The organism is Phascolarctobacterium succinatutens (genome assembly GCF_958453765.1).
Lineage (GTDB): Bacteria > Bacillota > Negativicutes > Acidaminococcales > Acidaminococcaceae > Phascolarctobacterium_A > Phascolarctobacterium_A succinatutens_B.
Window position 1 is genome coordinate 62,603 of sequence record NZ_CAUDZA010000001.1, and the last position, 22,904, is coordinate 85,506.

Genomic DNA, 22,904 nt, shown 5'->3' on the forward strand with positions numbered 1-22,904 from the left:
ACACTCCTTTACTGTAAGTATAACCCAAAATTATTTTGCGCTGTCGATAACAACGTGAGCAGCTTTGCGGCGCAGGATGTTAGCCAGCAGCAGGCCCATGGTGCCGTTGCCTTTGATGATTTTCTTAACTTCTTCAGGAGAAGCGCCGTGTTGTGCGGAAATAGCAGCGATTTCTGCATCAACGTCAGCCATGTCAACCTGAATGTCTTCAGCTTTAGCGATAGCGTCCAGAACAAGGTCGGTCTTAACGTTTTCTTCAGCAACCGGGCGTTGGTTTTCACGGATTTTAGCCATGTCCAAACCGGTGTATTGCATGTACATGTCCAGGCTCATTTTACGGCTTTCCAGGCTCATTTTCATTTCTTCAACCATTTGGCTGATTTTGTCTTCGATCATGATTTCCGGAACGCTGAATTTAGCGTTAGCTACAGCCAGGTCAATCAGTTCATGTTCGTATTCAGCTTTAGCGTTAGCTTCAGCAGCTTTTTGCATACGCTCTTTGTAGTTAGCACGCAGCTCTTCTACAGTTTTGAAGTCGGTCTTGGAAGCAACATATTCGTCGTTCAGTTCCGGCAGCTCTTTGCGTTTTACGTCTTGGATGTTTACTTTGAAGATAGCTTCTTTGCCAGCCAGGTCTTTAACAAAGTAATCTTCCGGGAAGGTTACTTCTACGTCAGTGGAATCGCCTTTGGACAGGCCAACCAGTTGATCTTCGAAGCCGGGGATGAAGGAGTTGGAGCCAACTTCCAGAGGATAGCCTTTGCCTTCGCCGCCGCTGAACGGTTCACCGTCAACGGTACCAGCAAAGTCGATGATAGCGAAGTCGCCTTTTTCAATTACAGCGCCTTCTTCAGCAACTACCATTTTAGCGTCGCGGCCCATCATGTCTTTAATTTGAGCGTCAACCTGCTCGTCGGTTACTTCAACTTCTTTTTTCTCTACATGCAGACCTTTGTATTCGCCCAGTTCCGGTTCCGGTTTCAGGGTTACTTTAATGGTCAGTTCCATATCTTTGCCTTCTTCGAAGGTAGATTCTTCAACTTTAGGATCGGATACAGGGATCAGTTTTTCCTGGTCCAGAGCTTCGCTGTATGCTTTGTTAGCAACAATTTCAAAAGCTTCTTGTTTTACAGCTTCTTTGCCATAGTGCATTTCAATGATAGCACGCGGAGCTTTGCCTTTACGGAAGCCAGGGATATTTGCCTGGTCAGAAATTTTTTGTACAGCCTTTTTATAGCCTGCGTTTACCTCAGCAGCCGGAGCGGTAATTTTTAAAGTTGCCTCATTTTCTACTCTTTCAACAGTAACGTTCATTAATAAAATCCTCCCTTAAATTTATGTGGGTAAAAAATAATATAATCGGATTAAACTGTCAGCCTTCCTTAGCGAAAATGTGCTGACATAAATCGCTCATAATATCATATCACAATGCTCGCTTCTTGACAATACCAAAAAACCCGACAGACTCAATCTGTCGGGCAAATTTTTAATTGGAGCGGAAAACGAGATTCGAACTCGCGACCCCCTCCTTGGCAAGGAGGTGCTCTACCACTGAGCTATTTCCGCATGCATCAGCAACGAATATAAGTATAAGGCATTACCGTGTTTTTGTCAACACCTTTTTGAAAAAAGTTGAGATTTTTTTCAACTTTTTTCTCAGCCCTATCCTAACCCATTACAACGCGCCAAATCATCATAGACAAGCGCCGCCAGACGCTGCGTCAATTCTTTGTTCTCCGCACATAACTTCGTCTGTGACAGCAATGCTTCCAGCTTAGCCTTGTTGCACATCATGCAGCAGCAGGGCATAATGATTTCGCTGGCCATATAGGCAGCAGCGCGCAAAGACATTTCATCATGCAGCAGGCTGCCGCTTGCTGCCTTGGATGCGAAAACCGCAAGGCGTATATCCAGCGCCCGCGCCAGCTGTTTTTCCAAAACACCGGCCATAGCTTAACGCATGTTTTCGATAAAATCTTCAAAGGTGTTGATCAATACGGTGTGACCGGTAACCTTCAAATCACGCAGGTAAGTACCGTAGGATTCATAAACCTCGTCACTCAGCTCCATTTTCAGGCCTTCCTTAACATATTCATCCATCATTTTCAGGATAAAACGGTTAACCTCATTGGTGCCGGGCTTAACATTCAAAGGAATAATGCGGCTTTCAGCCTCATATTTTTCTACAACAACTTTCCAACCGCCGGGAACAGGCGGCAGACGGGTTGCCTTAATGAAATAATTATCTGGAGAAAAGCCTACATAACCATCCATTTTATTATATAATTTTGCTTTTTGCAGGGGGAAACCATTTTTATTGCCCCATTTAACGATTTCTTCGCAAACTTCATTATTATGGATTACACTCGGAAAAGTTGCTTCCGCTAAGATTTCAGACATAGTGATACCTCCTCATGGTTTATAGTCATATTTTACTCTAACTTGCAGATTATTTCAACAAAAAAGCATGTATACAATAAGCAGCAAGCTTTAAAAAAACCGGCATCAAGCAGATGCCGGTTCAAAAGCAATTCTTTTAAATTTGTCCCAAAGCCTTCAAAATGCATTGAGCGATAATCGCGCTGGCAATATAGGTGCCTACAAAGACAACGATTGCCAGAATAACAATGCGCCAGCCGGTCTTGGCAAAGTCGTCAAGATCCTTGCCTATGGATACACCGGCATAAGCCAAAATAGGCGTACACAGAGCCACAAAGCCAACATTTTTTACATAACCATTGACAATATCACTGCCCGGAACGCCGGGGATAGTCAGAATACAGCCCAAGGTTACAACCCATGCTGCTGCAGGAATACCGCCGGGGATATATTTGGACATCAGCATACCGACAAAAGCAATAACCGCCAAAATAAGCAGGCCGGGAATAGACTGGATAATATCAGCCTTGGTTCCCAATACGTTGGAGAACAAGCTCATGAAGGTTACAATAGCCAAAATGATAATTGTATCTTTAATTTTCATTATGCTTCCTCTCCTTTCTTATCAGCTTCTGGCAGTACGCCATATTTTATCTTATAGCATCTCTTATAGAGCCATTCGGTCATCGGCAGGCCCAGCCATACGGACATATACAGACCGTCAAGACCGGAAAGCATATTACTTGCTGCGCCGAAGGCTGCCAGCTGGTCAGCCATATCAGGATACATAGCAACCAAAGAGCCTACAGCAGCCGTCATCATGCTGGCAGAGCCTACACCGGAGGCCATAGCCAATGCATACGGATGAATCGGCAATACGGAAGCAGCAACGCTGGCCATCAGGCCGAAGAAAATAGTACCGAAAACAGTGCCGGCAATATAAACGCCCATAACGCCGCGGCCTTCACTGCTGTCCAGGCCAAACTTTTCGCCGATAAGCGCAACGTTAGGCTCACGGGCGATAGAATGCGCCGCACCGATGGTTTCACGCTTCAGGCCCAGGTAAACAGCAATCGGTACGCCCAAAAGCACAGTACCGAGGTTACCGAACTCCTGCAGAATCAGCGCCGGAGAAGCAGCCAGAATCTTCGGCAGAGTCGGACCTACCAGCGTACCGTAGCGTGCCATCAAAAGCATCAGCGTTACGCCAACCAGACTGCTGGCATCCAGCATTTCCTTTTTACCGGACAAGTTCAAAAACTTAGGTGTTGTCAAAATGCCCAGAAGCAGAGCGTACAGCATCGGCAGCAGCACGATGCGTCCGATACCGAACTTCAGGGTATGAGTGCCGATTAGCTCGGAAACTATAATCAGCGCCAGAATTATGGCATGTAATTTAATGTTCTTCATTACATTCCCTCCCACAAATTATTTCTATTTTACTTATTAAAATAGCTCTCCAATTTTGCAATGTACTCTTCCTTGGTAAGAATCGGCTTAAAATCCGCCAAGATAGCCTTAGCCTCCTTAGCGTCATCATACAGCAAATCTATCAACATCATGGCAAAGGCTTTGGCAGGAAGCAGTACAGCAGCATTAAAATCTACCATATGGAAGTCAGGTGTATGCAGCAGGCCGTCCGTACCGCCGATAAACGGATGGATAACAGGCATCAGATGTGATACGTCACCCATATCGGTAGAGGCGCTGAAATGACCGGCATCCTTTATCTCTACATCCGGATAAGCAATTTTAGCATTGGCTGCAAACAGCTCATTCATACGCTTGTTGCAACTCAACGGGAACATGCCGGGCAGTGTTTCGATAACAGTCTTGGCACCGACAGCATCGCCGCCAGCCTTGAGTGCTGCGTCAACGCGTGTATGTGTGGAATCAATAGCATCCATGGTTTTCGCACGCACATACAGCTCCAGGCGTACATCATCAGGCACGGAATTTACAAAGTCACCACCCTTAGTAATAATAGGGTGTACACGCACAACATCCTGCTCACGGAAGGTTTCACGCAAAGCGTTGATGCCCATCAGGCCCAGGCAGGCAGCATTCAGCGCGTTGACACCTTCATGCGGAGCGTCGGCTGCATGAGCGGTTTTGCCGATATAGCGAACGGTTTTACCTACAAAGCCGTTGCTGCTTTCGCCGATAGAAACCGTAGGCTTCGGCATATTTTTATCGGCATGCATCTGCATGGCCATATCAATATCATCAAAAGCACCTTCATAAATCAGTTCGCCCTTACCGCTCATAAAATGCAGCTTGCCAGACTCCACTAATTTTTTGCGGTACGCAATTTCGATATATTCCTCAGCAGGAACGCCGAAGAACACAACGTCACCTGCAAGCTCCGGCAGCACGCCGGATTTTACGATACCGCAAGCAGCACCAAGCATGGCGGAAATCTGCAGGTTATGGCCACAGGCATGCGCTGCGCCTGTGGCCGGGTCTGCCTTCGGACTTGTCGGGCAGCCAACCGCGTCCAGCTCACCCAGAACTGCTGCCGTCGGACCGGGCTTGCCGCCCTTGGCACGTCCCTTAACGCCATTGATTGCCAAGCCTGTCTGCGGCTCCAAGCCTAAGTCATGCATAAATTCCGCAACCTTGGCAGCAGTCTTGACTTCCTTAAAGCCTAATTCCGGTTCATCGTTGATGCCGGCACAAATAGCCTTTATCTTGTCCGCATATGCGTCAATTGCCGCACATGCCTTTTCTTTTAAAATTTCTTTTGTCATTTCAGTGCGCCTCCAACGTACCTGTCTATTTGACACGTACATTAATAAAAAAAATTAAGTATTTGACTCAATTATATCATACTTATAGGTAAAGTCAAATAAGAATATCCGCTAAAAAAATCGTTGCCTCATAATGTGCAATTTGATGCAATATCAGCTAGTTTTCAGAATATTGTCCACTAAATACATGCTCTAAAATGTTTACTCCCTACTTTTTTGCTAAGTTTTACAGTTTTTCTGTTTACCTTTTACCGACATCTGTGCTAAAATATAAAAATGGTATTTGTCGGCAGAAAGAATCCGACTTAAAACAGTTGACTGCTGACAACTACAGCACATGTTGATATAATATAAGGAAAGGAGTCTTGACATGTTTGCTCAGATGAAAAAAGATATTGATGCCATTATGCTGCGCGACCCGGCCGCAAAAACAAGACTGGAGGCCGCACTGTGTTATCCCGGGCTACATGCCATCTGGCTCCATCGTATAGCGCATCACTTTTATCTGAAAGGCTGGGTAGTATTCCCACGCCTGCTTAATACATTTTCCCGCTTTCTTACCGGTATAGACATCCATCCCGGTGCTAAACTGGGCCCCGGTCTTTTTATTGACCATGGTATGGGACTTGTTATCGGCGAAACCGCTGAGCTTGGCAGCAACGTCACGCTCTATCAGGGAGTTACTCTCGGCGGTACCGGCAAGGAAAAGGGCAAGCGCCATCCCACCATCGGCAACAATGTTGTTGTTTCCAGCGGTGCGAAGGTGCTCGGTTCCTTCAAGGTAGGCGACAATTCCAAAATTGGCAGCGGCAGCGTAGTTCTTAAAGAGGTTCCGCCAAATTCCGTCGTTGTTGGTGTACCCGGACGTGTTGTAACACGCAATGGTGTACGTATTGCCTCCAACAATGATGCCGAAAGCATGATTGACCTGAACCATGATAAGCTGCCTGATCCGGTAGCAGATTATGAAGAGCTGCTTGCCAAGCACATGGAAGAAATAAATGGCCGCCTCAAAGAATTGGAAAATCTTATTTATGACACTCAAAGTAAGCATTCTGACTAAAAAGAGGTAGAAAAATGAGCAGAACAATGACCACAGCAGAAGCCATTCAGGAAGCACGCCGCTGCCTGAACTGTGCGCGCCCTACGTGCCGCACCGGCTGTCCGATTGAAAACAATATTCCCGGCTTTATCCGTGCCTTAAGCGAAGGTAATATCGGTATGGCCTACGAGATTATTTCCGAACGCAGCAATCTGCCCGCTATCTGCGGACGTGTCTGCCCGCATGAGCGTCAGTGCGAAGCACATTGCGTGCTGACAAAAAAGAAATGCGGTATCGAAATCGGCAGTCTGGAAATGTTCATTGCCGACTTTGCCCACAACAATGATTTGAAGCCCACGCAGCCTTCAAGCAAGCTGCGCGGTAAGGTTGCCGTAATCGGCTCCGGCCCTGCAGGTCTTACCGTTGCCGGTGATTTGGCAAAAATGGACTTTGATGTTACTATTTTCGAAGCACAAAGCGAACCGGGCGGCGTACTGCTTTTCGGCATTCCGGAATTCCGTCTGCAAAAAGATGTTGTCCGCCGTGAAATCAGCGAGCTGCAACATATCGGTGTGGAAATCCGCACCAAGCAGCTTGCCGGCGTAGATTTTACCGTAGATGACCTTTTTGCCCAAGGCTATGATGCAATTTTCATGGGCACAGGTACCTCTCTGCCGCGCACATTGGACATCCCCGGCAAGGAGCTGTCCGGTATTTTGACAGCAACCTACTTCCTGCGTATGGTTGTACTGGCTGACGGAGGCAAGCTGGATGCCAGCGAAACACTGCTGCACACCGGTGACAACGTTATCGTTGTTGGCGCAGGCAACGTGGCTATGGATGCGGCCCGCACCTCTATCCGCCGCGGCGCAAAAAATGTTACCATCGTCTACCACAAAACTGAAGCTGAAATTTCTGCTTTTCCATCCGAATATGAAGCCGCTGTTGCCGAAGGTGTACAGTTCCGCTTCCTGAAGCAGCCTATCGCCTACTTCAACAAGAAGCAGATGCGCGCCTTAAAGAATATCCGCCGACAGGCTACGGCAGCGGACGAAACCGAATTAGCCGGCTTATTGCTGCAAAACATCACCAAAACCGAAAATGGTGAGTTTATCGCGGAAGGTGGCCAGGAGCTTATCCCCTGCGATTGCGTAATTCTCGCAGTAGGCCAAAAACCGGCAGCACGCATTGTTTCCAGTACCAAAGGCATTCAGGTTGATAAGCAGGGCTTTGTTATCACCCGTGACCGTCCCTACGGCATGACTACCCGCGCCGGTGTCTTCAGCAGCGGCGATGTGGTACATGGTCCTGCTACCGTCGTGCTGGCAATGAAGGAATCGAAGAAGGTAGCTGCAGGCATTGCACAATACGTTGATGCCAAAAAGCTGCTGGAAGACTGCACTATGGATTCCACTACTCTGTAATAAGCATTTTTGCATACAATAAAACCGTCATTTCCCCAATAATCTGAGGAAATGACGGTTTTATTTCTTTTATTCGCTATATTTTCTATACGCGGTATGATTGGTGCAGCCGACAATGTTATTGATAGCAAAGCCATGCTTAAGCGCAGCGGTAACGAACTTCTTCGCCTGCAGCACAGCTTCCTTCATGCTCAGGCCGTCTGCCAGACCTGCAGTGATTGCTGCCGAGAAGGTGCAGCCTGCGCCATGGTTGTAGGAAGGATAAATCTTCGGCACAGCCATTTCTGTGAATTCCTTGCCATCGTAAAAAATATCAATTGCGGAATTGTCGCTCAGACGCTCGCCGCCCTTGATAACAACGCTCTTCGCACCGGCAGCAACAATCTTCTCTGCTGCTTCCTTAATCTGCTCTACGGTAGTAACCTCAGGCATATCTGCAAGATAAGCAGCTTCCACGGTATTCGGGGTAATAACATCGCAGCGCGGCATCAGCAGCTTTTTGATAGATTCTGCCGCATCCGGCACCAGAATCAGGTCACAGCCCTTGCAGACCATAACCGGATCAATAACAACGTTCTGCAAATTGTACTTATCAATCGTAGCTGCAACCAGTTCTACCAGCTCAGCACTTCCCAGCATACCGGTTTTCATCGCATTGATGCCAACGCCTTCAATCGCTGTCACCAGCTGCTTTTCTACCAAATCCAACGGCAACGGAAATACGCTGTGCTCCCAAGTAGTAGGATGCATAGTAACAATGCAAGTCAACGCAGGCATACCATAAACGCCCAGCTCCTCCATAGTTTTAATATCCGCTTCCATACCGGCGCCGCCGCTTGTATCGCTGCCGGCAATTGTCAATGCTTTATTCATCAAGGTCATAAGACACACTCCTTCACTTTAATAATGTAATCATTATAACCTATCGACTGGCATATGAATAAGCTCAATTTATGGATATTTAATATAGTCAGATAAAAGCTTTGCAAACAAAACGCCCTAGAAACATAGCAACCTATTTATGTTTAGAATGTATAAGTATAGGTCACATGCACCATGCGCGGCAGGCAGTAATACTTGGTAGCGGAGCCCGGATTGCTTACGATATCATCCCTGTCGAAGATATTTTCCACGCCAAGCTCTACACTGCTGCTCTTATCGAACTTATAGCCGGCAATAAAGTTTACCGGCAGCAAATCGCCCCAGCCGCTGGCTCTGTCTGTAGTAAACATGCCTGTCAGCGCAGCATTGAACTTAGCATCATGGTATTTAATGCCGGCATTGTATTGCTCGCGTGCAAATTTACGCTCCCATACGCCTTTTTTATTTTTACCCATAGGATTGCAGAAATTAGCGCCCAGAGAATAGCTGTATTTGCTGCCGAAATCCTTCTCATAGGTCATTTCCAGACCTTTGTTTTTAAAGGACATATTACGTGTCACATACGGATTGGAGCTGGTTCCCTTGCCTTCGTACTCAATAGTATCCAAATCCATATAATACAAAGCAGCTTTGAACATGCTTGTATTAGATGTCTTTTTGTAACCGAACTCATAGGTCCAGCCTTCTTCAGGCTCCAGTAAAGGATTAGCCGCAAAGTTGGCACCGCCGCCGCCGTAAATCTGGGTAAATGTAGGCATCTTAAAAGATTTTGCCGCATTTGCATATAAGCTGCTGTTGTTATCCAGCTTCTTCAGCAAAGCAAACTGCGGAGTAAAAGCATTGTAACGCTTATTGGCCTCTACAACAGTTTCACGGGCACCTACGGTAGCAGTATAGCCTGCGCCAAGATCTTTGGACAGCTGTGCAAACACAGCATAATTTGTTCTGAATTCATTAATCTTCGTACCGGGTTTAATGTTTTTTGCTACGGTAATATCATTTTTATAGGAATCACGGGAAACCGTCGTACCAACAATAACATCACCGAATTTACCGGTAATCTGCTTTTGCAGATCAAGGCCTATGGTATCAAAGCGTAAATGATCGGACTTGGTCCATTTAGAGCCCTTAACATTGTAAGTCTGATTTCTGCGGTTGCTGCGGTTATAAAACAAATTGGCACTCACGCTGTCATCCTTATATTGTAAGCGTGAAAAATCATCAATATAGTGGTAATTCGCATCCTCGGTAAGCTTGCTCCAGGTTTTGTCATACTGATCATAGGAATACTTGCTGTCATTGTGCTGATGTGAAAAACTCCAATTATCATCAAACTTATAGCTTGCGGTAAAGGACTTTTTGTTTAAATCATTAATCTGCTTATAATTACTGCTGTATCCCTTCATCGGGTCACTCTGCTCCAGCGCTACTGCAAAATTCAGCTTGTCGGCATTCAATGTCAGTGCTGCCTTCTCCCTACCGTATTCACCCTTAGTCAGAGATAAGGTGTTGGGCATTTTCTTTTTCGTGATGATATTGATAACACCGGTAGAAGCCTCGGAACCGTAAAGAGTAGAAGCAGCGCCCTTAACAATTTCTACGCGTGCAATAGATTCTACAGGAATGGAATCCAGATAATAGGTTTCATTGATGTTGGCAGGAACACCGTCAATCATTACCACAGTGCCTTTATTCGCACCGCGCATCATGATTTTTGCGTTCATACCGCCAAGGGACTGGCTGCCGCCATAGGAATAGGTAGTTACGCCGCTTTGCAAACGCAAGGCATCAAAAAGATTAGAAGCACCGGTTTCCACAAGCTGCTTTTGGGAAACGGTTGTAACGGAAGCAGGTGTATCAACATCACGCTTGCTTTCACGCTGCGCTGTAACAACCATGGTATCAAGATTGTATGTCTGTAAATCATCGGCAAATGCCGGTACCGCAAAAGATATATTCGCAGCCAACAGCGCAGCCGTCAGGGAAATTACAGTATTTTTTCTCATAAATATTCATCCTCTCATGTACATAAAACATCTAACAAATATAAATTTATAACACTTTTAAGGATGCTTGTCAATAAAGTTTTCACGATGATGCAGGCTTTTCAAAAACAAAAAAGCTCTTGGATTTCTCCAAGAGCCGATTGCCATAGTTGGCGGAGTGGGTGGGATTCGAACCCACGCACGGGGTAAACCGTCTAACGATTTAGCAAACCGTCCTCTTCAGCCAGCTTGAGTACCACTCCATTAGACTACTTGTTTATTATAACAGATTCTTATCTAAATTGCAAGACCCTATTATAATTTTTTAATGGCGGAAAGGGTGGGATTCGAACCCACGGAAGGCTTGCACCTTCGCTAGTTTTCAAGACTAGAGCCTTCAACCACTCGGCCACCTTTCCATTAGAATTTTATTATACTTTAAAAACACGCTTACGTCAAGTACTTACAAAGCACCAAGCAATAAAGCCTTATTACAACGCTTTATCCGTTACTGCAAGCAAACGTGTTTCCAACGCTTCGGCATCTGCCAAAAGCTGCTTCAGATCTGCTGCAGCCTGCGCGTTCCACGCCTCATCCTTGGTCAGTCCCATGTTAATGCGCACGTTGTACTCCGCACAGCGCAGCGCCGCACGCGCCAGCAAACCGCTGCAGGCACCATCCGTAATCACGCCTGGGTTTCCTGATACTACCAACCTGTCTGCCAGCTTCAGTACAGCAAAAGAGCTGCGGGCAATGTTCAGCGGTACGGTTGCCGCCTGCTTTGCTGCAGCGCGGATTGCCGCTGTACGTGCTGCCTTTTCTTCATCAGTAGTCTTAGGCAGCTTATAACAACTCATAAAGCTGTTGAATACAGCCGCATCCTCATCTACAAGCGTCAAAAGACGTACGCGTTCTGCTTCCGCCTGCTTCAGCAGCTCTTTGACCTCCGGTTCGCGTTCGGCGAACTTTTCCTTGCCAATCGTCAGATTAGCAACCATAGAAGCAAGCGCCGCCGCCAAAGCTCCGGCCATTGCAGCGCCGCCGCCGCCACCGGGGGCGGGCGCAGCGCTTGCAAGCTCAGTTAAAAATTCCTTACAGCTTAAATCGCCAAGCTTATTCATTAATCCATTTCCTCATTTTTCTTCAACCATCTGCGCACCTGCACAACAGCAGCATATGCATCAAGCGGCTCAGGCGGCACCAAAAGACCTAACGGCACCAGCTTACGCCAGCCCTTAGGAGGATTTTCCTGCCAATACAGGCTACGAGCTTCTTCCGTACTGTATGCTTCACCGACAAGCTCCGGTACCAAATCCGGATAAAGCTCACGCAAAACTGCGCCTATAGCCTTATTATTTGTGCCGTTGCCCATAATAATTCCCTGCAGCTTAGCTGAACCGACGAACTGTCGCAGCTCTGCAGCAAGATTATCCGTCATCGCAATATGCAGGCTCAGGATTTTGCCATCAGCGGCAACTAATGCCAATCCTGTTTTGCTGCGCCCCGGATCTACGCCAAGATAATTACTCATTGACCGGAACCACCTCCAGCCTTACCCTTACAGGTCCAGCTGTCGTAATATCGCCTTTAGCATAAGCACGCAGAATAAAGCTGCCTCTGGTGCGACGCATTGAATTAGCTGCTTCAATCATAGTAGCAGCATCCATACTGCCAACCTTACCCGTCATCGGATCAGGCAGCACACCGGCCTTTACCGCATTATGGTTAATCTGCGCCAAGAATTCCATAAGCACGCTTTCATAGCTCGGGCCGTTATTACCAAGATTATACTGCTCACTGAAAATCAAGGTTCCGTCAGGATAAATGAACTGATTATCTACCATTTCAATATCGCATACTGCCAGCTCGCCAACTATGATATTGGCAACGGCACGGATACGGAACAGCATATTACCCTTGCTTTTATCCAGCCTTGCTACAGCATTATCGACAACATTTTTGCCAATCCAGATAGCCTGCAGAGGCTTTTGCTCATCGTGAATGACACCCAAGCGCTGCAATGCTGCTTCATTAGCATTTTGCAGCAGCCAGTTCATCTGAATCATATTTTCTTCATGCTTCAGACCGCCACGCATAATACCGGCAAAGACAACCTCACCGGCGCGGTAATATACCTGGCCTTCACGCATATTGATGATACCCTTACGCAGAGCCTCGGTAGTTTTTTCCAGCTCGTCAATTTCATTCGTCAGCTGCAGCTTGGAATGTGTAAGCGAATTTACCTCATTCTGTGCCTGGCTGTACATGTCATTAACCTGGGCCAGCTTGATTTCCATTGCATCATTTTCGGCAACTGCTTCCTGAATTTTAGCATCAAGCTCACTGATTTTTTTGTTCTGCTCGTTAACCTTGCCTTTAGCCTGTTCAAGTGCAGCAGTTGTATCTGCCTTTTCTTGGTTTAAAAGCTTAAGCTCCTGCTGAATTTTTTCCATGCCGAACAAAGCTGTGCGTGCACTCTGTGATGCTATTGCCATAACACTGATAGTCAGAACAGCAATAATAGTACCGCCGAGTACCGTAAGTAATATGGACGTATGCTTTGGACGCAAGCCAAATACCGACATTCTTTTTTTGCCTATTTTACTGCCCATTTTATCGGCCAGATAGGCAATCAGGCCACCTACAATGGCCATAATGATAATTAATCTTATACCTACCAAGTACTCACCTCCATGACTTACTCATCCAAGTCTTTTAGGCATTTTTCTTTTTCATCAGATAAACGCCGACACCCAAGCAAAGAATGTTAGGCAATGCGCAGGCCAGCAGCGGCGGCATTGCGCCACCCTTGCCCAAACCGGTGGTGAAGGTCATTATTGCATAATAAATAAATATTACGATGATGCTGATGCCCAGACCGATAGAAGAGCTGGTACGCTGCTTCTGAGTGCCCAGACAAGCACCGATCATTGCAAAGAAGAAGCTTGCCAGCGGAATATTGATTCTCATAAAGATTTCGCACCACTGACGTGCTGCCGAGGTATGCTGTTCTTCCAGCATGCTGATATATTCGCGTAATTCGCGGATAGTCATTTCCTCAGGCTCCTTTTGCTCCCAGGAAATCTGCTTCGGCGAGAAATTCAAGGGAATAATCTGCTCCTTGAATTTGGCACTGCTTTGTACGCCGTCCTTATCGTCCAGCGCAAAAACATTGCCGTCTACGATACGCCAGCTGCCGTTTTCCCAATAGCCTTCCTTGGCGGTCTGAATACGGGCAATTTTGCCTTTATTAAACTCTTCGATAGTGATATCGGTCATCTTGCCAAGCTTTTCATCAAACTTATTAGCATAGGTAACACGTTGGGTATCACCGCTGATAGTTTTGATGATAATATGATTCTGAGTTGTGGGGCGCGTATTGTGGCGGATTTCCTCATTCAGGATTATCGACGCCTTCGCTTTGGAGGTAGGCACTACCTTTTCTGCCCACACCATGGAAAACATGCTGACAAAGAAGCCAACAACCAGCACCGGCGCAACAATACGGTAGTAGCTGACACCGCCGGCCTTCATTGCCGTAATCTCACTGGAACCGGAAAGCTTGCCAAAAGCCATCAGCGCTGCCAGCAGCATAGACATCGGGAAGGTATAGTTGATAACCTCCGGCAGATTATACATAAACAAACGGGCTACAGTCTCCAGCGGAGCACCGTATTTAGTCATGTATTGGGTAATTTTAAACAGCATCGTGCTGGCAATAAAAATACTGGAGAAAGCAGCGATGCCGAAAACGAAGGGGTATAACAGCTCCTTCAGTACATAACGGTCTAATAATCGTAAGCGCACTTTTCTTCCTCCTGTTACATGCTAAAGTTATCGCCAAGGTAATATTTACGGGCAACGGGGTCATTGGCAATTGTTTCACTGTCACCATGCAGCAAAATATGACCTTCAGCCAAAATATAGGCCTTATCAACGATGCTCAGTGTTTCACGGACGTTATGGTCTGTAATCAGCACACCGATGCCGCGCTGTGCCAAATGCGCAATCATGCCCTGGATATCCGCTACGGCAATGGGGTCAATGCCGGCAAACGGTTCATCCAGCAGAATGAAGGCCGGGTCGGTAGCCAGCGCACGGGCGATCTCTACGCGGCGGCGTTCACCGCCGGAAAGCGCCTTGCCCTCGCTCTTGCGCACATGGTTCAGACGGAACTCATCCAGCAGAGCGTTCATCTTCGCTTCTCGCTCGGATGCATTCAGATCAGTTGTTTCCAGAATCGCCATGATGTTATCTTCTACCGTCATTTTGCTGAAAATAGAAGCCTCCTGCGGCAGATAGCCGATACCTGCACGCGCTCTTTCGTACATGGGCATTGAGGAAATATCCTTGCCGTCGAGCATCACGGTACCTGCATCAGGCTTTTCAATACCGACAATCATATAGAAGGTTGTCGTCTTGCCGGCACCGTTAGGACCGAGAAGTCCTACTACGCTGCCCTGCTCTACGCTGATGCTTACTCCGTCAACAACGTGACGGGTATTATAAATTTTTACCAGATTATCTGTTGTTATAACCAAAACTTTGCCCTCCGCTTCTTAGGCTAAAGCTTTATCATCTGCGCCCTGTTTTTCTTTACCGGGCAGCGCAGGCTGCTTTTCCGGAATATAGATAATATCTACATTACCGTCAGCAATAGCCACGTTGGTATTGGTAAGACGCAGTTTATCACCGGCAACGCTGTTGCCGTTCTGAGTTGCTTTGGCATTGCCGATAAGCTCTACATAACCGCTGTTATCGGTTTTATAGACAGCGCTGTCAGCAGAAGCAGTCAGGCTGCGTGCATCACTGCGGATATCAACACCACCGTATGCATTGGCAACTCCCTGTGCCATATTATAATCAATCTTTGCCGCATTCAGCACACTGCCGTCGCTGTCGGTAAGACGTGCCCAGCCGCCGATTGTTTCGGCAAATTCGCGCGCCTTGTAATAATCAACTCTGTCAGAGCTCAGGCTTTTGCCGCCCTTGGTAATCATGGCACCGCCTACAGCAGACAAATCATTTTCATTATGCACTATAAACTCATTGCACACAATATGTGCATCATCACGGTCGGCAATAACATTGCCGGTTAAAACACCGCTTTTGCTTTTGCTGTTGAATTTGGCATAATCGGCAGTAGCTCTGCCGCCATCCTGCATCAGTACAACATTTCCTTTTGCTACAGCTTCACCGCTGGCCAGGTCATACTCCAGTTCATCAGCCTGAACGCTGAAATTGCCGGGAGCCGCAAAAGCAGTTGCTGTTACGCCTGCTGCCAGCACGGCTGCAGCCAGTGTCAGCAGTAATCTATTTTTGTAAGCCATCTTATTCGCCGCCTTTCTCCACTTTAGCATTACCCTTAAGCTTAATATGCTTAAAAGCACTGGTAGTTACAGCACTATCCGCAGTTGCGGTATAGGCATCCTTATGCATTTTAAAATGTCCTGTTGCCGTAATAAGCTCTTTTTCCTGATTCCAGCTTATTTTATCGGCATAAAGCTCGCCGCCGGTATTCAGTACACCCTTAATATTACCCTCCAGGAAAAAGTCATTGCTCTTCATGCCGGCACTGCCTTTATCGGCAGAAATATCAATAAAGCTGCCGTCCGCACGATAAACTTTGCCTTTGATGCCCTTCAGATAGGCTGTGTTTTTAGCCTTATCGTTAACAACCTCTTCTACTGTAAACTCCCACAGCTTTTTGCCATCCTTTTCCCTTTTAACCATACTGTTTTTTAAGGAAGCATTAATCTGCGCTGTAACACCATCACCCGGTTTTACAGTTATAGGTTTATCGCCGCTCAGCATCAGCCAGGCAATAATTGCACCGGCAATTACAATGCCTGCCAATACTGACAGAATTACTTTCTTATTTTTCATCTGGCTGCTTTTCCTCCTCCGGTGGGGTGTATGGTGTATTCCAGCGATGCTGGAACCACAACCAGTTATCAGGATATTCCTTGATTATTTTTTCAACTTCCTGAGTCATTTTCAGGGTAACATTATAATCATCCAGCTTTTGGTCGCCGGTGAATTCATAATGGATAGGGTCGCGTACAATCGCTTTATGGCCATAGCCGTCAGGCTTACGTACTATAAAAATCGGCACAATAGGTGCTTTGAATTTACGGGAAAAATATGCCGGTCCGTTAGGCGTTGATGCCATCTTGCCCAAAAAAGGAACGAAGATGCCGTCATAGCCGCCGTCCTGGTCAGCTATCAGGCCCAGCATACGGCCCTTCTTCATAGCACGCGCACAGCCAAGGATTTCACTTGTACCACGCGAAAAAATTTCCTGGCCTACGCCCTTGCGCAGCTCATTCATAAAATCGCTGTAAACACGGTTAGGCTGCGGTTTTTCTACCGCACTCAGCGGAAAGCCGTTCAGCGCCAGTGCAGCTCCCAGCCATTCCCAGTTATCCATATGGCAGGCAAGCATAACAACGCCATGCTTCTCCTTGAGCGCATCCCACAGAACCTCCGGACGGTCAAAGGTTACCAGACCGCGGATATTATCCTTGTTCAACGCCGGCATATACATAATTTCCATAAAGGTTATGCCAAGCTTCACAAACAGCGATTTGATTGTAGCCTCGGCCTGCTCCTGACTATAGCCTAAGCGCTCGCGGATAGTTTCCTCTGCACGCACACGCTGCTTTTTGGCAATTTTATGATAGAGGTGGCCCATACCCTTACCGATAACCACAACTGCCTTATAGGGCAGCCAGGAAATTACGGTACTCATTGTTTTTAATAAATAATAAAGCCACATTATTGTCTATCTCCTTGTCCAGCTTGCTCATATGAAGCAACAATTTTTTCCCATTTGTCCTGAGCAGCTAAAATATACTCTATTGCCTCGCGGACAGCACCTCTGCCCCCAGGATTATCCAAGCCTATATCAGCTGCATCATACACATCCTCTGCAGCATCATCGGGAGCAAAGGTAAGACCGCTCTCGGCAAATGCCGGCAAATCATTGAGGTCATCGCCGACATAAGCAACCTCTTCTACCGACAGCCCACGCAGCCTTCTTAAGGAACGCAGCGCTTCACGCTTATCCTTCGCGCCTTCGATAATGGTTGTTATGCCCAGCTCTTCGGCTCTGCGGTGAATAATTTCGCTTTTGCGTCCGGTAATAATCGCTACGTCAAGACCATTACGCAAAGCACAGCTGATGCCCATGCCATCCTTTGCGTTAAAGCCCTTAAAGCATTCTCCGTCTGCCGCAATATAGATAGTTCCGTCGGTCAGTACACCGTCAACATCTAAAGCCAGCAGTCTGATTGCTTTAGCTGCTTCTATAAATTCGTCATCTTCATCCTGCGCATCGTCGAACCAGCTGATCATTATACCACTCCTTGCCTTACAAGGTCGGTCATATGCAGCAGGCCGATAACCTTATTGTCTTTGTCAATAACAGGCAATACTGTAATCGGTTTCGGCTTGTTGCTTTCCATAAGATGCAGAGCCTGTGCTGCCAGCTTGTCTTCGGTAATAGTTTTCGGAGACTTCGTCATCAGCTCGCAAACAGGACGCTGCAGGAAATCAACACCCTTGCTCAGACCGCGGCGGATATCACCGTCGGTAAGCACGCCCTGCATAACACCTTCCGCATCAACAACGGATACAGCACCCAGACCTTTGTCGGTAATAACAAACAAAGCGTCCTGTACCTTGGTATCAGCCAGTACAGTCGGGTTCTCCTCGCCCTTATGCATAATGCTGCCTACGGTCAAAAGCAGCTTGCGGCCCAGGCTGCCGCCCGGATGGAAGATAGCAAACTGACTTGCGGTAAAGTTATGCTTTTTGAGCAGCGCCAAAGCCAGCGCATCACCATAGGCCAGCGCTGCAGTCGTGCTGCTTGTCGGAGCAAGACCAAGCGGGCAGGCCTCCTTGCTTACACCAACATTAAGTACAACGTCGGCATTCTTGCCAAGTGTTGAATCAGGCTTGCCAACCATAGCGATAATCTTGGCACCGATGCGGCGCAAGGACGGCAGGATATTCAAAACCTCACCAGTTTCACCGCTGTTGGAGAGAGCAATAACAACATCGCTTTCCGTAACCATGCCTAGGTCACCGTGAATACCCTCTGCAGGATGCAGATAAAAGGATGGTGTGCCGGTGCTGGCAAAGGTTGCAGCCATTTTGCGGCCGATAAGACCGGATTTACCCATACCGGTAATAACGGTACGGCCCTGACAGTCTAAAATCAATTTTACTGCCGCAGCAAAATTTTCATCTACACGCGGCACCAGCTCTAAAATCGCTTCTGCCTCCATGCGCAGAACATCCTGTGCATGCTTTAGCATTGCTTCCATATTCTCACCCTACCTTTAGCCACGTACAATCTTGTCGATTGCCAGCACGTCGGTCAATAATTTTTCCAGATTATCCAGCTTAACCATATTCGGGCCGTCGCTCAGTGCTTCTGCCGGATTATCATGCACCTCTAAGAACAGTGCATCAATGCCGACAGCCGCAGCAGCACGTGCCATATGCGGAACATATTGGCTCTGGCCGCCGCTGGAGGTACCCTGACCGCCGGGAATCTGTACGCTGTGAGTAGCATCCATAACTACGGGATAACCAAGCTCACGCATAATAGCCAGACCGCGCATATCGGTTACCAGTGTATTGTAGCCGAAGCTTGCACCACGCTCTGTCAGCATAATGTTATGATTGCCTGCTTCCTCAACCTTTTTGATAACATTTTTCATGTCCCAAGGTGCCAGGAACTGACCTTTTTTTACATTAACAGTCTTGCCGGTTTTGGCAGCTGCATAAACCAAATCGGTCTGACGGCACAGGAAAGCCGGGATTTGCAGAATATCTACAACCTCGGCAGCCTTTTCAGCCTGCCAGGGCTCGTGGATATCGGTTACTACAGGAACGCCCAGATCCTTTTTAATCTGAGCCAAAAGCTTTAAGCCCTCTTCAATGCCGGGTCCGCGGAAGGAAGCATAAGAGGAACGGTTAGCCTTATCAAAGGAAGCCTTAAATACATAGGGAATGCCCAGCTTGTCGCAGATTGCTTTTGTACGCTGACCAATCATCAGGCTGCGCTCATAGCCTTCGAGCACGCAGGGACCTGCCATCAGCATCAGGGGATGGCCCTGACCTACTTCATAATTACCAACTTTAACGATTTGCATAAGTATCCTCCAGCTTATTTATTCATTTTAGCAAACAGCTCATTGACTGCTGCCAAATCCTCGGGGGTATCAACACCGATGCCCTGGAAATCGCTTTCCAGAACTTTAATCTTATAACCATTTTCCAGTGCACGCAGCTGCTCCAGGCTTTCCGCTCTTTCCAGCGGTGTCGGCTGCAGTGCTGCATATTTCAGCAGGAAGCTGCGGCGGTAAGCATAAATGCCTACATGCTTATAAACCTTGTAGCCCTCTGGCTTATTGCGCGGATACGGCATCAGGCTGCGTGAGAAGTACAGTGCATAGCCGTTAAGGTCGGTTACAACCTTTACGGCAGCAGGATTGTTGTAATCCTCCTCGTTCATAGCAACCTTCAATGTTGCCATCTGCAGCTCGCTGTCACCGGTAAAGCATTCAGCCAGACGGTCAATAACCTCAGGCGGAATCATCGGCTCATCACCCTGTACGTTAACAATAACGTCAACATCAGGATAGTTCAGCGCTACTTCGGCCAAACGGTCGGTACCGCTCGGATGGTCGGGAGATGTCATCATTGCTTTGCCGCCGAAGCCGTCTACAGCCTTTTTGACAAGCTCATTATCGGTAGCTACAACTACCTCATCCGGCAGCTTAGCCTGGCAGGCACGCTCATAAACGTGCTGAATCATCGGCTTACCTGCAATCAGGGAAAGCGGTTTGCCCGGAAGACGGGTAGAAGCATAACGTGCGGGAATTACGCATAAAACTTTCATTTTTTATCAAGCTCCTTTTTAATGGCATGATCAATATATTCTTTGAACTTATCCATGCCCTCGGTAATGCAGATATCCATATTCAGGATATACAAAGGAATTTCGCGGGCAGAATAAATAAATTCAGTCGGTATCTTAACAGCATCCTTCGCTGTAGTAACCATTGCTACAGCCTTTAGGCTGCTGGCACGCTCGTTGATGTACTGCATTTCCAGCATACCGTAATCGTGATGGTCGGGATAGCGTACAGCCTCCATTATATTCAAACCGATACTGGAGAGTGTCTGTTCAAAGGAGGACGGGTTGCCGATTGCGGAAAAGACCATAACATCCTTACCGCGCAGCTCTTCCAGATCCTTGATATTTTCGGAAATACCCTTGTACCAGTCGGCAATTTCCACAAAGTTTTTCGGATGGTGAATACTTTCTACTACCGGTGCCTTGTCATTATATTTGGCAATAGTATGACGCAGCTGAATGCGGCTCAGCTTGCTGCTCTGGTCGGTTTTGGTCAGCAGGAACAAATCGCCGCGGCTCAGGTTTTCGAGCGGCTCACGCAGAGTACCGCGCGGCAGTACACAGCCGTTGCCGAACATATTCAGCGTATCTACCAAGACGACATCCAGGTCGCGCTCCAGCTGCCAGTGCTGATAGCCATCGTCCATAATGATAACCTCGGCATTCAGCTTTTCAACGGCATAACGGCCGGTAACGGCACGGTTTTTGCCGATGATTACCGGAATACCCGGCAAAGTCTTGGCCATCAGGTAAGCTTCGTCACCTGCTTCATAGGCAGTCATGAAAATCTTATTGCCGTCGGAAACTACGCCCAGCTCCTTGCCCCAATGCGAACGGTAGCCGCGGTTCAGGATAACAACGCGATAGCCCATAGACTTGATAATTGCCGCCATCTTTTGGGCGGTAGGAGTTTTACCGGTGCCGCCGACGGTAATATTACCGATAGAGATAACGCAGCAGTTCAGCTTTTCTCTGTGCAGCAGGCCGCAATTATACATAGACAGCTTGCAGCAGACACCGAATTCATATAAATAAGACATGCCACGCAGAACTGCCAGCAGCAGCCAGCCGAAGAACGGAGTTTCCGGACCATAGGCAACCTGCATAACATATTGGATAATCGCATCACCGTGACGCAGGCGTCCGCCGCCTTCATCCGTCAGGTTACGCGTATTAATCGGATAGCTTTTATATTCACGTGCAGGCACAGCAGTTAAATCAAGCAGCTCCTTGAGATAATGGATGCTGCGTACATCTGCGCCGCGGTTCTCTTTGATAACCTGCAGGGAAGCTGCACCCATCTGCGCACGACGCTCGTCATTGCCCAGAATATCCAGCATTTCCTTCGTCAGCTCATCATTATTGTTAACCATCTTACAGGCCTTAACCTTGCTCAACAGTGCATAGGAATCCTTAAAGTTCTGCATGCTCGGGCCGACGAGAATCGGTTTGGCATGGGCAGCAGGCTCCAGTACGTTGTGACCGCCGGTATTGCTGAAGGAACCGCCGACGAAAACAACATCGCCTACAGCATAAATACGTCCCAGCTCACCGATGGTATCAATAATCAGCAAAGGATATTCCTTGCGTTCACCGCTTTCCTCCAGCATCTTGGAACGGAAGCCTGTTTCATAGCCGTAATGGCTTGCCAGCTTGGCAATTTCCTCCGCTCTGGCAGTTTTACGCGGTGCGATAATCAGACGCGCATGCGGATATTTTTCACGGATGCACTTAAAGGATTCAAAGAGCACCTTTTCTTCGCCGGGATGCGTAGAGCCGGCAACGATAATAGGATAATCCTCTTTCAAGCCCAGCTCAAAACGGTATTTCGCCAAATCCTCCGGCGTAACCTCCGCATAGGTCTGGTCAAATTTAGTATTGCCGGTAACAAAGATTTTGCTGCGGTCGGCACCGAGATGCGCAATATAATCGGCATCAATGCTGGACTGCATACAAAAGCGGGTTACGGTATTGAGCATATCATCCCAGATACCATAAAGATATTTGTAATTTTTTACGGATTTTTCGGAGATACGGCCATTTACCATCATTACAGGTATATGGCGTTCACGGATAGCGCGCAGGAAATTAGGCCACAGCTCTGTTTCTACCGGCATAAAGACACCGGGATGAATACGCTTGACCAGGGATTCTGCGACAAACGGTAAATCCAGCGGGAAGTAGATAATAGCATCTGCTTCGGGAATAATCTGCTTGGCCATGTTATAACCGCCTACGGTAAAGGCAGATACCAATACCGGGCGCTCGGGCATTTCCTTGCGGATTTGTTTGACAAGTGGACTGGTGGCAACAATTTCGCCTACAGATGCACCATGAATCCATACGCAGTCCTTGCCGGCAACCTTGGCGATATCCTCTTCATCTACACAACCGAGGCTCTGCTTAAAGCGCAAGGCGAAGCCTTTTTCTGTAAACAGGCGGTAAGTGTAATAGGGGACAATAAAAATTACCAGCACTATTAAAATAAGAATATTGTAGAGTATATACATT

General features: G+C 47.4%; 23 protein-coding genes and 3 tRNA genes. 2 read left to right on the forward strand and 24 right to left on the reverse strand.

Going from position 1 to position 22,904, the window contains the following annotated elements; genetic code table 11:
* Positions 1 to 30: 30 nt before the first annotated feature.
* From tig to Q7Q81_RS00295, 7 genes are all read right to left on the reverse strand, one after another.
* Complete coding sequence (gene tig / locus Q7Q81_RS00265; RefSeq protein WP_304272770.1) at positions 31 to 1,314, reverse strand: trigger factor; 1,284 nt, start codon at positions 1,312 to 1,314, stop codon at positions 31 to 33.
* 177 nt (positions 1,315 to 1,491) lie between these two features.
* Positions 1,492 to 1,566 (reverse strand) — tRNA-Gly (locus Q7Q81_RS00270).
* A 96-nt stretch (positions 1,567 to 1,662) separates the two neighbouring features.
* Positions 1,663 to 1,950 carry a hypothetical protein gene (locus tag Q7Q81_RS00275; protein WP_304272771.1) on the reverse strand — a complete coding sequence of 96 codons (288 nt, stop codon included), beginning with the start codon at positions 1,948 to 1,950 and terminating at the stop codon, positions 1,663 to 1,665.
* Positions 1,951 to 1,953: 3 nt separating this feature from the next.
* Positions 1,954 to 2,400 carry a hypothetical protein gene (locus Q7Q81_RS00280; protein WP_021719541.1) on the reverse strand — a complete coding sequence of 149 codons (447 nt, stop codon included), beginning with the start codon at positions 2,398 to 2,400 and terminating at the stop codon, positions 1,954 to 1,956.
* A 136-nt stretch (positions 2,401 to 2,536) separates the two neighbouring features.
* On the reverse strand, positions 2,537 to 2,983 hold the full coding sequence (locus Q7Q81_RS00285) for a DUF340 domain-containing protein (RefSeq protein WP_293391126.1): 447 nt from the start codon (positions 2,981 to 2,983) through the stop codon (positions 2,537 to 2,539).
* The gene (locus tag Q7Q81_RS00290; RefSeq protein WP_303709977.1) at positions 2,983 to 3,789 is read right to left on the reverse strand and encodes a DUF3100 domain-containing protein; all 807 of its coding nucleotides are present in this window, start codon (positions 3,787 to 3,789) and stop codon (positions 2,983 to 2,985) included. Before Q7Q81_RS00290 ends, Q7Q81_RS00285 begins: the two co-directional genes overlap by 1 nt.
* 29 nt (positions 3,790 to 3,818) lie before the next feature.
* Positions 3,819 to 5,129, reverse strand: a complete 1,311-nt coding sequence (locus tag Q7Q81_RS00295; protein ID WP_304272774.1) for an amidohydrolase — start codon at positions 5,127 to 5,129, stop codon at positions 3,819 to 3,821.
* Between the two features lie 370 nt (positions 5,130 to 5,499).
* Between Q7Q81_RS00295 and cysE the strand changes: the two genes are divergently transcribed.
* Together cysE and Q7Q81_RS00305 are read left to right on the forward strand one after the other, a co-directional pair.
* Positions 5,500 to 6,192 carry a serine O-acetyltransferase gene (gene cysE, locus Q7Q81_RS00300; RefSeq protein WP_210684991.1) on the forward strand — a complete coding sequence of 231 codons (693 nt, stop codon included), beginning with the start codon at positions 5,500 to 5,502 and terminating at the stop codon, positions 6,190 to 6,192.
* Positions 6,193 to 6,206: 14 nt separating this feature from the next.
* On the forward strand, positions 6,207 to 7,595 hold the full coding sequence (locus tag Q7Q81_RS00305; protein ID WP_246869407.1) for an NAD(P)-dependent oxidoreductase: 1,389 nt from the start codon (positions 6,207 to 6,209) through the stop codon (positions 7,593 to 7,595).
* 69 nt (positions 7,596 to 7,664) lie between these two features.
* Here Q7Q81_RS00305 and thiD read toward each other — a convergent pair whose 3' ends face one another.
* From thiD to lpxK, 17 genes are all read right to left on the reverse strand, one after another.
* The gene (gene thiD / locus Q7Q81_RS00310) at positions 7,665 to 8,477 is read right to left on the reverse strand and encodes a bifunctional hydroxymethylpyrimidine kinase/phosphomethylpyrimidine kinase (protein WP_304272777.1); all 813 of its coding nucleotides are present in this window, start codon (positions 8,475 to 8,477) and stop codon (positions 7,665 to 7,667) included.
* 143 nt (positions 8,478 to 8,620) lie between these two features.
* Entirely contained in the window at positions 8,621 to 10,483 is a 1,863-nt protein-coding gene (locus Q7Q81_RS00315; RefSeq protein WP_304272780.1) for a TonB-dependent receptor, read from the reverse strand.
* A gap of 150 nt (positions 10,484 to 10,633) precedes the next feature.
* Positions 10,634 to 10,725: transfer RNA gene (locus Q7Q81_RS00320), tRNA-Ser, on the reverse strand.
* Between the two features lie 66 nt (positions 10,726 to 10,791).
* Positions 10,792 to 10,881, reverse strand: a tRNA-Ser gene (locus Q7Q81_RS00325).
* A gap of 72 nt (positions 10,882 to 10,953) precedes the next feature.
* The gene (locus tag Q7Q81_RS00330) at positions 10,954 to 11,583 is read right to left on the reverse strand and encodes a cyclodeaminase/cyclohydrolase family protein (protein ID WP_304272782.1); all 630 of its coding nucleotides are present in this window, start codon (positions 11,581 to 11,583) and stop codon (positions 10,954 to 10,956) included.
* Positions 11,583 to 11,993 carry a pre-16S rRNA-processing nuclease YqgF gene (locus Q7Q81_RS00335; RefSeq protein WP_304074849.1) on the reverse strand — a complete coding sequence of 137 codons (411 nt, stop codon included), beginning with the start codon at positions 11,991 to 11,993 and terminating at the stop codon, positions 11,583 to 11,585. The genes Q7Q81_RS00330 and Q7Q81_RS00335 overlap by 1 nt, the downstream gene beginning before the upstream one ends.
* Positions 11,986 to 13,143, reverse strand: a complete 1,158-nt coding sequence (locus Q7Q81_RS00340; protein ID WP_304272785.1) for a DUF3084 domain-containing protein — start codon at positions 13,141 to 13,143, stop codon at positions 11,986 to 11,988. The genes Q7Q81_RS00335 and Q7Q81_RS00340 overlap by 8 nt, the downstream gene beginning before the upstream one ends.
* Before the next feature lie 34 nt (positions 13,144 to 13,177).
* Positions 13,178 to 14,269: an LptF/LptG family permease gene (locus tag Q7Q81_RS00345; RefSeq protein ID WP_009145000.1), complete on the reverse strand. Its 1,092-nt coding sequence runs from the start codon at positions 14,267 to 14,269 to the stop codon at positions 13,178 to 13,180.
* Between the two features lie 14 nt (positions 14,270 to 14,283).
* The gene (lptB, locus tag Q7Q81_RS00350; protein ID WP_009144999.1) at positions 14,284 to 15,003 is read right to left on the reverse strand and encodes an LPS export ABC transporter ATP-binding protein; all 720 of its coding nucleotides are present in this window, start codon (positions 15,001 to 15,003) and stop codon (positions 14,284 to 14,286) included.
* Positions 15,004 to 15,021: 18 nt separating this feature from the next.
* On the reverse strand, positions 15,022 to 15,792 hold the full coding sequence (locus Q7Q81_RS00355; protein ID WP_304272788.1) for an LptA/OstA family protein: 771 nt from the start codon (positions 15,790 to 15,792) through the stop codon (positions 15,022 to 15,024).
* Position 15,793: 1 nt separating this feature from the next.
* On the reverse strand, positions 15,794 to 16,348 hold the full coding sequence (gene lptC / locus Q7Q81_RS00360) for an LPS export ABC transporter periplasmic protein LptC (RefSeq protein WP_304272792.1): 555 nt from the start codon (positions 16,346 to 16,348) through the stop codon (positions 15,794 to 15,796).
* Positions 16,338 to 17,240, reverse strand: a complete 903-nt coding sequence (locus tag Q7Q81_RS00365) for a lysophospholipid acyltransferase family protein (RefSeq protein WP_210685021.1) — start codon at positions 17,238 to 17,240, stop codon at positions 16,338 to 16,340. Before Q7Q81_RS00365 ends, lptC begins: the two co-directional genes overlap by 11 nt.
* Entirely contained in the window at positions 17,240 to 17,818 is a 579-nt protein-coding gene (locus Q7Q81_RS00370) for a KdsC family phosphatase (RefSeq protein WP_277271168.1), read from the reverse strand. Before Q7Q81_RS00370 ends, Q7Q81_RS00365 begins: the two co-directional genes overlap by 1 nt.
* Positions 17,818 to 18,792 carry a KpsF/GutQ family sugar-phosphate isomerase gene (locus Q7Q81_RS00375; RefSeq protein WP_304272795.1) on the reverse strand — a complete coding sequence of 325 codons (975 nt, stop codon included), beginning with the start codon at positions 18,790 to 18,792 and terminating at the stop codon, positions 17,818 to 17,820. The genes Q7Q81_RS00370 and Q7Q81_RS00375 overlap by 1 nt, the downstream gene beginning before the upstream one ends.
* A 15-nt stretch (positions 18,793 to 18,807) precedes the next feature.
* On the reverse strand, positions 18,808 to 19,626 hold the full coding sequence (gene kdsA / locus Q7Q81_RS00380; RefSeq protein WP_009144993.1) for a 3-deoxy-8-phosphooctulonate synthase: 819 nt from the start codon (positions 19,624 to 19,626) through the stop codon (positions 18,808 to 18,810).
* A 14-nt stretch (positions 19,627 to 19,640) separates the two neighbouring features.
* Entirely contained in the window at positions 19,641 to 20,375 is a 735-nt protein-coding gene (gene kdsB / locus Q7Q81_RS00385; protein ID WP_009144992.1) for a 3-deoxy-manno-octulosonate cytidylyltransferase, read from the reverse strand.
* Entirely contained in the window at positions 20,372 to 22,903 is a 2,532-nt protein-coding gene (gene lpxK, locus Q7Q81_RS00390) for a tetraacyldisaccharide 4'-kinase (protein ID WP_293806747.1), read from the reverse strand. The genes kdsB and lpxK overlap by 4 nt, the downstream gene beginning before the upstream one ends.
* Between the last annotated feature and the right edge of the window lies 1 nt (position 22,904).